The 8,982-nt window shown below is 40.3% G+C and carries 10 protein-coding genes, 1 tRNA gene, 1 rRNA gene, 1 other RNA gene and 1 pseudogene; 1 reads left to right on the forward strand and 13 read right to left on the reverse strand.

Going from position 1 to position 8,982, the window contains the following annotated elements:
- The 11 genes from K4Z77_RS09355 to comW all read right to left on the reverse strand — a co-directional run.
- Positions 1-333: Rpn family recombination-promoting nuclease/putative transposase (locus tag K4Z77_RS09355; RefSeq protein WP_224219153.1), on the reverse strand; the 333-nt coding region annotated here is incomplete at its 3' end.
- Positions 334-603: 270 nt separating this feature from the next.
- A complete protein-coding gene (locus K4Z77_RS09360; RefSeq protein ID WP_000010158.1) occupies positions 604-1,572 on the reverse strand; it encodes a ribose-phosphate diphosphokinase in 969 nt (322 codons plus the stop codon).
- A gap of 144 nt (positions 1,573-1,716) precedes the next feature.
- Positions 1,717-2,532, reverse strand: a complete 816-nt coding sequence (locus K4Z77_RS09365) for a PrsW family intramembrane metalloprotease (protein ID WP_224219154.1) — start codon at positions 2,530-2,532, stop codon at positions 1,717-1,719.
- A 24-nt stretch (positions 2,533-2,556) separates the two neighbouring features.
- On the reverse strand, positions 2,557-3,054 hold the full coding sequence (locus tag K4Z77_RS09370) for a beta-class carbonic anhydrase (protein ID WP_004237611.1): 498 nt from the start codon (positions 3,052-3,054) through the stop codon (positions 2,557-2,559).
- A 72-nt stretch (positions 3,055-3,126) separates the two neighbouring features.
- Complete coding sequence (gene radA / locus K4Z77_RS09375) at positions 3,127-4,488, reverse strand: DNA repair protein RadA (RefSeq protein WP_077804517.1); 1,362 nt, start codon at positions 4,486-4,488, stop codon at positions 3,127-3,129.
- Between the two features lie 13 nt (positions 4,489-4,501).
- Positions 4,502-5,059 (reverse strand): histidine phosphatase family protein, encoded by a 558-nt coding sequence (locus K4Z77_RS09380; protein ID WP_224219155.1) that lies wholly within the window; start codon positions 5,057-5,059, stop codon positions 4,502-4,504.
- Positions 5,019-5,462 carry a dUTP diphosphatase gene (locus K4Z77_RS09385; RefSeq protein WP_060805345.1) on the reverse strand — a complete coding sequence of 148 codons (444 nt, stop codon included), beginning with the start codon at positions 5,460-5,462 and terminating at the stop codon, positions 5,019-5,021. Before K4Z77_RS09385 ends, K4Z77_RS09380 begins: the two co-directional genes overlap by 41 nt.
- A gap of 55 nt (positions 5,463-5,517) precedes the next feature.
- An RNA gene (gene ffs / locus K4Z77_RS09390) (signal recognition particle sRNA small type) lies at positions 5,518-5,616 on the reverse strand.
- A 32-nt stretch (positions 5,617-5,648) separates the two neighbouring features.
- A complete protein-coding gene (gene tadA / locus K4Z77_RS09395) occupies positions 5,649-6,116 on the reverse strand; it encodes a tRNA adenosine(34) deaminase TadA (protein WP_224219156.1) in 468 nt (155 codons plus the stop codon).
- Between the two features lie 199 nt (positions 6,117-6,315).
- The gene (locus K4Z77_RS09400) at positions 6,316-7,602 is read right to left on the reverse strand and encodes an adenylosuccinate synthase (protein WP_001832534.1); all 1,287 of its coding nucleotides are present in this window, start codon (positions 7,600-7,602) and stop codon (positions 6,316-6,318) included.
- Between the two features lie 230 nt (positions 7,603-7,832).
- Positions 7,833-8,069, reverse strand: a complete 237-nt coding sequence (gene comW / locus K4Z77_RS09405; protein ID WP_000940045.1) for a sigma(X)-activator ComW — start codon at positions 8,067-8,069, stop codon at positions 7,833-7,835.
- A gap of 355 nt (positions 8,070-8,424) precedes the next feature.
- Here comW and K4Z77_RS09410 point away from each other — a divergent pair.
- A pseudogene (locus K4Z77_RS09410) lies at positions 8,425-8,714 on the forward strand (transposase family protein); the annotation flags it as partial.
- A 77-nt stretch (positions 8,715-8,791) separates the two neighbouring features.
- Here K4Z77_RS09410 and K4Z77_RS09415 read toward each other — a convergent pair.
- A tRNA-Asn gene (locus tag K4Z77_RS09415) sits at positions 8,792-8,865 on the reverse strand.
- 5 nt (positions 8,866-8,870) lie between these two features.
- A 5S ribosomal RNA gene (rrf, locus tag K4Z77_RS09420) occupies positions 8,871-8,982 on the reverse strand; the annotation flags it as partial.

The raw sequence follows: 8,982 nt of genomic DNA on the forward strand, positions 1-8,982 counted from the left end.
TTGACGAATTTTTTCAAGATTTTGATTGACCTGACTGCACAAATAAGCCCATAAACGATTAATGAAAAAGTTCTGATGATGCACCTGAATCTCAATAATTACTTGAGTACCGTTGTCCAACTCTGCCAAGACGTCTATACTAGTATAGAAATCCTGGGCTGAGTACGGCATGGAAGGCAAGACATGAATATTGCTCCCCTCCAAAATGGTCACATTTTTTGCAGATAAATCCAGCATATCGCGAATAAATTGACAAGTAATTTCTGGATTGCTGAAAATTTTCTTAGCAACCAAGTCATTGGTCGGGCTAATGCCCGGATGTCTTAGAATCATCCTTTTCCTCCTTTTATTATACCACAGTTTTATACTCAATGAAAATCAAAGAGCAAACTAGGAAACTAGCCGCAGGTTGCTCAAAACACTGTTTTGAGGTTGCAGATAAAACTGACGAAGTCAGTCACATATATACGGCAAGGCGACGTTGACGTGGTTTGAATTTGATTTTCGAAGAGTATTAAATCTAGTTTTACTAGATTCACTGACTCTATCTATTTATTCGGAAAATAGACGAAAAAAACCTGAGAATTATCTCAGGCTTGATCATTAAATCTTTTTCTCAATACTGAAAAGTGGAGAAAGTGGGCGTTTTTCATGGATACGGACGATAGCATCACCCAGTAGATGAGCAATCGAAATCTGTTCAATCTTATCAATCAAACGCTCTTCTGGCAGATAGATGGTATCCAAAACAACCAATTTCTTAATAGCTGATTTTTGGATATTGTCCATAGCAGGACCAGAAAGAACTGGGTGCGTACAGCTTGCATAGACTTCAACGGCACCAGCTTCTGCAAGAGCATCTGCCGCATGACAAATCGTTCCAGCAGTATCAATCATATCATCAATCAAGATACAAGTCTTGCCTTCGACCTTACCAATGATGTTCATGACTTCACTAGTATTCATCTTATCAACGCTACGACGTTTATCAATAATAGCGATAGATGTTTTCAAAAATTCTGCCAACTTACGGGCACGAGTCACCCCTCCATGGTCTGGGCTGACAACCACATAGTCAGAACCAACCATACCACGACGCTCAAAATAATCCGCAATCAGAGGAGCTCCCATTAAATGATCCACAGGAATATCAAAGAATCCTTGAATCTGCGCAGCATGCAAGTCGATGGTCAATAAACGATCCACTCCAGCTACTTCAAGCATATTTGCGACAAGTTTTGAAGTGATTGGCTCACGCGCTCTCGCCTTTCTATCCTGACGTGCATACCCATAGTAAGGCATGACAACATTGACAGATTCTGCACTCGCACGCTTCAAAGCATCCACCATAATCAAAATTTCAAGCAGATTGTCATTTACAGGCGAACTAGTTGATTGTAAGATAAAGACGTGTTTCCCACGGATTGATTCTTCGATGTTGACCTGAATCTCTCCATCTGAAAATTGGCGAACACTTGATTTCCCCAACTCTATCCCAATCTCCTGCGCCACACGTTCTGCCAATTCTTTATTAGAAGAAAGGGCAAACAGCTTTAAATCAGAAAAAGACATGATTTCCTCCGGTATATATGTATCACTTGTGCTTTTCACAAGATTTTCCATCTACCATTGTAGCGCTTTTTACACTATTTTTCAATCAAAAATAAAAGAAGGGCACCATATTTGTACCCTTGCATCATTCTTTTGAAAAATATTCTAGTTCATCAACTCATTGTGCTTCTCAACAAAGCGATAAGCCTGATAAAAACCATAAAGAGTAATAGCCGTAACCACTGGAATCGCTAAAGGCAACTCTGTCTCCAATTCAACAAAAGGAGAGTTAAATAAGAAGTGAGTTCCCAAGGCTAAACCTAGGAAAATAACCCCCTGTTTCTTGCCAACCTTCTGCCCTTTATAGGCTCTGTAAAGCAAGTAAACACCTACTACAGCCAAACCTGAAAAAGTCCAGTGAGAGGCAATTCCTGAGATGATACGCTCTAAAATTCGCGAAATAGTAAAGTCAAAACCCTCTGGTAAATCCGTACGAATGTAGCCAATATCCTCAATCATTTGGAATCCCAAACCAGAAGCAATCCCTAGTAAAAACAAAGATTTTAATTTTCGCACAGGAATCAAAGCTAAAACAAAGACAAGTGGCAATAATTTCAAGGGTTCTTCTACCAAAGGAGCCACAATCGCACTTTCAAAGGCATTTAAAAATGCACTATCTGGGAAAAGAACCCCCAGCAAATCATGGATATAGGTATTAGCAAAACTAGACAACCATCCTGAGAAGAACATCCCTCCCAATAAAGACAGAATCAAGGCCTTCTTTGGCAATTCCCATTTTTTCCCAAAACGGAAAAGGAAATAAAGAGCCGGAATCATGTAAAAGAGAGCTAGAAAGATAGAAACTCCCATTAGTCCATATTCCGCAGCTGACATCGAACCGTCCGTATAGTAGATAGTTTCATACTGCAAACCAATACATAGCAATAAAATAAAAATAAATAAAATACTGTTTTTCTTCATACACTTTCTTTCTAAATAAAGTATTTACAATTCTACGACTGTCATACTTCCTGTATCCACATCGTAAATAGCACCAGAAATAATGACATCATCTGGTATTAGGGGAGACTCGATAAGGAGTTGCATATCCTCGCGTACACTCTCCTCTATATCCTGGAAGGGCAAAAAGTCCTGATCTGACACATCGACACCTAGTTCCTCTTTTAAATACTCCTGAAAAGGACCATTTTCAAAGGTCTGAGCACCACAGTCTGTATGGTGCAATACCACAATCTCTCTTGTCCCCATTTGTTGCTGGGAAATAACTAGCGAACGAATCATGTCTTCTGTCACTCGACCACCTGCATTCCGCAAGATATGAGCATCCCCAAGTGCTAATCCCAAAGCTTGAGCAACGTGCAGACGTGAGTCCATACAGGTCACAATGGCTACTCTAGTTTTGGGTTTAAGTGGCAGATTTAACTGCCCATGTAGGGCAACATAAGCCTGATTGGCTTGCATAAACTGTTCAAAATACGACACGATTCCCTCCTCGAAAATTTGATAGTCAAATATTTCTCCTATCTTATCATTTTTAAGAAGATTTGTCACGGATTATGCAAAGACCTTTTTCAAAACTTCCTGAATCGTTGTCACTCCAATAACCTGAATTTCCTTAGGCGGAGTGATTCCTGTCAAGGAATTCTTAGGTACATAAATCTTAGTAAAACCCAGTTTAGCAGCTTCATTGATGCGCTGCTCAATACGATTCACGCGCCGAATCTCTCCCGTCAAGCCAAGTTCTCCTACAAAACATTCCTGAGGATTAGTTGGCTTGTCTTTATAGCTCGAAGCAATGGCAACCGCAACGGCCAAGTCTATCGCAGGTTCATCCAATTTGACACCGCCAGCAGATTTAAGATAAGCATCCTGATTTTGCAAGAGAAGACCTGCCCGTTTTTCCAAAACAGCCATAATCAAGCTAGCACGATTAAAATCAAGTCCTGTCGTAGTACGCTTGGCATTTCCAAACATGGTAGGTGTCACCAAAGCCTGAACCTCCGCCAAAATCGGACGCGTCCCTTCCATGGTCACAACGATTGATGAACCAGTCGCCCCATCCAAACGCTCTTCTAGGAAAACTTGACTCGGATTGAGTACCTCAACCAATCCGCCTGACTGCATCTCAAAAATCCCAATCTCATTAGTGGAGCCAAAACGGTTTTTGACCGCTCTCAAAATACGAAAGGTATGGTGGCGCTCTCCTTCAAAGTAAAGCACTGTATCCACCATATGCTCCAACATTCTCGGCCCAGCTAAGGTTCCTTCCTTGGTCACATGGCCTACGATAAAAATAGCAATATTGTTGGTCTTAGCCAACTGCATAAGCTCAGCAGTTACCTCACGCACTTGAGAAACAGATCCCTGTACCCCTGAAATCTCAGGAGACATGATGGTTTGAATGGAGTCGATGATGAGAAAGTCTGGCTGAATTCTTTCTACCTCTGCGCGAACACTCTGCATATTGGTCTCTGCATAGAGATAAAACTCGCTATCAATATCTCCCAAGCGCTCTGCTCGTAGCTTAATTTGCTGGGCAGACTCCTCCCCACTGACATAGAGAACTGTCCCCACTTGGGACAACTGGGTTGAGACTTGTAGGAGAAGCGTTGACTTCCCAATCCCAGGATCCCCACCTATGAGTACGAGACTTCCTGGTACCACTCCGCCTCCAAGTACACGGTTAAATTCCTCCATCTCCGTCTTGGTTCGATTGACGTTGATTGACGTCACCTCAGCCAGTTTCATGGGCTTGGTTTTCTCACCTGTCAAGGACACACGCGCATTCTTGACCTCGGCAACCTCAACCTCTTCTACAAAAGAAGACCAAGACCCACAGTTGGGACAACGCCCCAGATATTTAGGGGAATTATAGCCACAATTTTGACATACAAATGTCGCTTTTTTCTTTGCGATAATAAACCTCTTTCTATATTTCTAACTCACACTCAATCACTTGGCAAAAATCAATCTTCTCATTTGGCACAAACTGACGCATGAGCATTCGATGAGCAACAACTACCACAGTCTGATGTTCTCGATACTTAGACATACATTCTAGAAACCGAGACTTCATCTCCGCAGCTGTCTCATATTGAATAGGACTATTAGGAAGTAATTCCCCCTTATTTTCTAGAAACATAGTACGAGCTTTTTCAAAATTATCTGTGCCACTTTCATAGACCTGCCATTCATGCAATAATGGCTCTACTCTCAAAGGAAGTCCCGTAGTACAAACTACATAAGAAGCCGTTTCTAAAGCTCTTGTGACTGCAGAAGATACGATTATTTCATCTGACGAGAGTAAAGAATTTTTGCTCAGTTCCTGAGCCTGCTGCCGTCCCTTCTCAGACAAGGGCGCCAAATCTATCCCAAAACCCGTATAAGAACGCTCCTCTAACTCACGGTAATCTGGCTCCCCGTGACGTACAAAGATAATCTTCATTCTAGTGCCCTGTTGAACCAAATCCACCAGTTCGAACGCCATCAGCCGCATCTCCATCTGCAATTAAGAAAGGAGCAAAGACAGCCTGGACCACACGTTCCCCAACTTTGAGAATCACTTCTTGGTCTGTGATATTCTTCATCTGCGCAAAAATATGCCCTTCATTTCCAGGATTTCCATAATAATCCCCATCAATGACACCAACCGAGTTAATCAAGACCAGACCCTTCTTACGAGGATTTGAAGAACGATCATAAAGGTAAAGAACCTCAGTCGGCTGCATATAAGCCTTAACCCCTGTCGGAACCAAGACAATCTCTCCTGGCGCAATAACCGTACGCACAGCAACCTTTAAGTCGTAACCAGCCGCATGCGCCGTCTCACGCTTCGGCAATAAATTTTCATCTGTAAAAGTCGAAACCAATTCAAAACCACGAATTTTCATCATCTTCTCTTTTCTATTATCATTTATTCTAGATTATTCTATCTTATTTATTCGGAAAAAGCACGAAAAAAAGAGCACACAATTCAAATCGCTTAGGGCTGCTGGATTCCTCCCCTGACCCGCTTCACGCAGAACTGTTGCTCCACTATTAATTATATCACATTCCTATTCATTTTAAAAGCAAAATTATTTTTTCCGTCTATTTCTAAAAAAGTCCTGCATAATAGCTGCGCAGTCATCTTCCAAAATTCCCGTTTCAACCTCCACACGATGATTGAGACGCTCATCTGTCAAGATATCGTACAAACTCCCAGCAGCGCCAAATTTCTGGTTTTTAGCCCCATAGACCACGTTTGGAATACGGGCGAGTCCAATCGCCCCACTACACATAACACAAGGCTCAATGGTCACAAAAAGCGTGCAATCCAGCAAGCGCCAACTCTCCTCACTCAGATTCGCATTATCTATGGCCATAATCTCCGCGTGCATAACCGCTCGCTGCAACTCCTCACGTGCATTATGCCCACGACCAATGATTTCCCCATCTTTGACAATCACACAACCAATTGGAATTTCATTGTGTTCAAGAGCAATCTCAGCCTCTCTCAAAGCCTCCCTCATAAAGACTTCTTTTTCTTCAACTGTATAATTCATCAATTTCCCTTTTCCTACTTATCGATTTTATTATTATATCATGATTACCAACACAAAAAAAGCCACCAAATTTGGTGACTCTATAGGGAGATTATTATGAAAAAGAAAAGTTTAGGATATTTGTTACAACAAGTTAGGAGGTCTTCTTGTAACTGTCTATAGTATACCCGACCTATCTTAAACAAATCTTAAAAATCTCTTAGGACCAAACACTTTCTAAAATATTTGTTTGTTCACGACCAGGACCCACTGAGAAAGTAGAAATACGAACGCCAACCAATTCACTCACACGACGAACGTAGTTACGCGCATTCTCAGGAAGATCTTCCAAATTACGAACTCCAGTAATATCTTCTGACCAACCTGGCAACTCTTCATAGATAGGCTTGCAACGTTTCAATTGCTCAAGACTAGCTGGATAGTAGTCAATACGTTGACCATCAAGATCATAGGCCACACAGATCTTCACTGTATCTAAACCACTCAAAACATCGATAGAGTTCAATGAAAGGTTAGTAATACCAGAAACACGACGGCTATGACGCATGACAACTGAATCAAACCAACCCACACGACGTGGACGACCAGTTGTTGTACCATATTCATGACCAACTTCACGGATACGTTCTCCCACTTCATCAAACAACTCAGTTGGGAAAGGACCGTCTCCTACACGACTCGTATAGGCTTTACATACACCTACAACCTTATCAATCTTACTTGGCCCAACACCTGAACCAATGGTCACACCACCAGCCACAGGGTTTGATGACGTAACAAATGGATAGGTACCTTGGTCGATATCTAGCATAACTCCTTGTGCACCTTCAAAAAGCACACGTTTACCGTTATCAAGCGCATCATTCAAAATGACAGATGTGTCTGTCACATATTTCTTGATTTGTTGACCATATTCGTAATATTCTTCAAAAATATCATCAAAAGCAATCGCTTTACTGTCATACAATTTTTCAAAAAGACGATTCTTTTCAGCAAGGTTACGTTCTAAACGCTCACGGAAAATATCTTTATCTAAAAGATCTGCAATACGAATCCCAACACGAGCAGCCTTGTCCATATAAGCTGGACCAATTCCCTTGATTGTAGTACCAATCTTATTGTCGCCCTTAGCCTCTTCTTGCAAACGGTCTAACTCGATATGATAAGGCAAAATAACATGCGCGCGATCAGAAATACGCAAGTTATCAGTTGTCACACCCTCCTCATGAAGATAGCTCAACTCTTTCACAAGAGATTTAGGATTTACAACCATACCATTCCCAATAACAGAGATTTTTTCAGGGAAGAAAATTCCAGATGGAATCAAGTGCAACTTAAATTTCTTACCATCGATCACAATCGTGTGACCTGCATTATCACCACCCTGGTAACGTGCAATCACTTCTGCATTCGCTGAAAGGAAATCTGTAATCTTCCCTTTACCTTCATCACCCCATTGGGTACCTACAACAACAACTGAAGTCATAATCTTGTCTGAGCCCTCAGGCTCTTCCTTTCTCACATACATGGCAGGAATCTCACCTGCAATTATATCTTACAATTTATTATAAGAAAAAATCGCCTTTTTATCAAGAAGAAACAATAGAAAGATTTGCTATTTCCAACTATTAAAAAATGATTTAGAAAAATAACTAGCTATTTATTATTATCTTTCTATAAAAAAGTAAATTTGTTCGGAAATTAACTCAGACTATCTCAACAAGAAATAAAACCTTGTTTCATTATCATCTTTTCAAGATACAAACGATAAGCAACACGATAATGGTAAACAATAAAATCCCTACGACACCCAATACCATATCTAACTAAATAATAAATCAAAAATTTAAAATGAAAATGTTCCCAGTCCCAACTATTACCAAAGAAAGTAGCATACTCTTCTTCGATACTGTCATAGAAATCAGTCATCTGATCATAAATATTTTGTAGCATAAGCATACACTCCTTTACTTTTTATGATCTTATTCTAACAAAAAATTTTAATTAATCATTAATAATTCCTGAATTGTTAAAATACCAGCCTCAACAATATAAAAGATGAGAAAGATGGACAGAATAAAAACAAATTTCCTATAAACAATTCATAAAAACTATTACTCTCACTAAAAATCATCCAGTACGGTTTTAATAGCATTGAATATTGCTCAGTCTAAACTATGAAGTGATTGAATAGAAATAAAATTCCTTAATAATATCAAAAAGAAAAAAGGTTCTCTATTGTGGAAGAAGGACTCGAACCCACGACCTTCATATAATATTTGTAGTGGGTAAATCCTCTATGGATCTCATGGAACAATTACACTTTATCACAAAATTACTAGAGCTTACAGACCCTAAATTATGGATACCATCAATAGGGGTACACATAAGGAAATTATCGCTAAACTGGACTACGATGCCCCATCTTGCCCTGATTGCGGAAGTTAAATGAAGAAATATGACCTTCAAAAACATTCTAAGATTCCTTACCTCGAAACGACTGGTATGCCTACCAGAATTCTACTTAGAGAGCGTCGTTTTAAGTGCTATCAATGCTCGAAAATGATGGTGTCTGAAACTTCTATCGTCAAGAAAAATATCTCGCTTCGTTAGGTGCGATATAGATTATTAATTATATAACAAAAAAAGAGGTCAAAACCTCCTTTAATTAACTACTCCGCCAGTAGGACTCGAACCTACGACATCATGATTAACAGTCATGCGCTACTACCAACTGAGCTATGGCGGAATAAAGCTAAGCGACTTCCATATCTCACAGGGGGCAACCCCCAACTACTTCCGGCGTTCTAGGGCTTAACTTCTGTGTTCGGCATGGGTACAGGTGTATCTCCTAGGCTATCGTCAC

Origin of the sequence: Streptococcus mitis subsp. hohhotensis, from assembly GCF_020089495.2 — a bacterium.
GTDB classification, from domain to species: Bacteria; Bacillota; Bacilli; order Lactobacillales; family Streptococcaceae; genus Streptococcus; species Streptococcus hohhotensis.

What these genes read in the sequence shown, in the direction of transcription:
- K4Z77_RS09385 (WP_060805345.1), bottom strand. Translation starts at nt 5,462, where the DNA reads ATGAAAATTCGTGGTTTTGAATTGGTTTCGACTTTTACAGATGAAAAT.
- comW (WP_000940045.1), bottom strand. Translation starts at nt 8,069, where the DNA reads ATGCTACAAAATATTTATGATCAGATGACTGATTTCTATGACAGTATC.
- K4Z77_RS09360 (WP_000010158.1), bottom strand. Translation starts at nt 1,572, where the DNA reads ATGTCTTTTTCTGATTTAAAGCTGTTTGCCCTTTCTTCTAATAAAGAA.
- K4Z77_RS09365 (WP_224219154.1), bottom strand. Translation starts at nt 2,532, where the DNA reads ATGAAGAAAAACAGTATTTTATTTATTTTTATTTTATTGCTATGTATT.
- K4Z77_RS09400 (WP_001832534.1), bottom strand. Translation starts at nt 7,602, where the DNA reads ATGACTTCAGTTGTTGTTGTAGGTACCCAATGGGGTGATGAAGGTAAA.
- tadA (WP_224219156.1), bottom strand. Translation starts at nt 6,116, where the DNA reads ATGAATTATACAGTTGAAGAAAAAGAAGTCTTTATGAGGGAGGCTTTG.
- K4Z77_RS09380 (WP_224219155.1), bottom strand. Translation starts at nt 5,059, where the DNA reads ATGGCGTTCGAACTGGTGGATTTGGTTCAACAGGGCACTAGAATGAAG.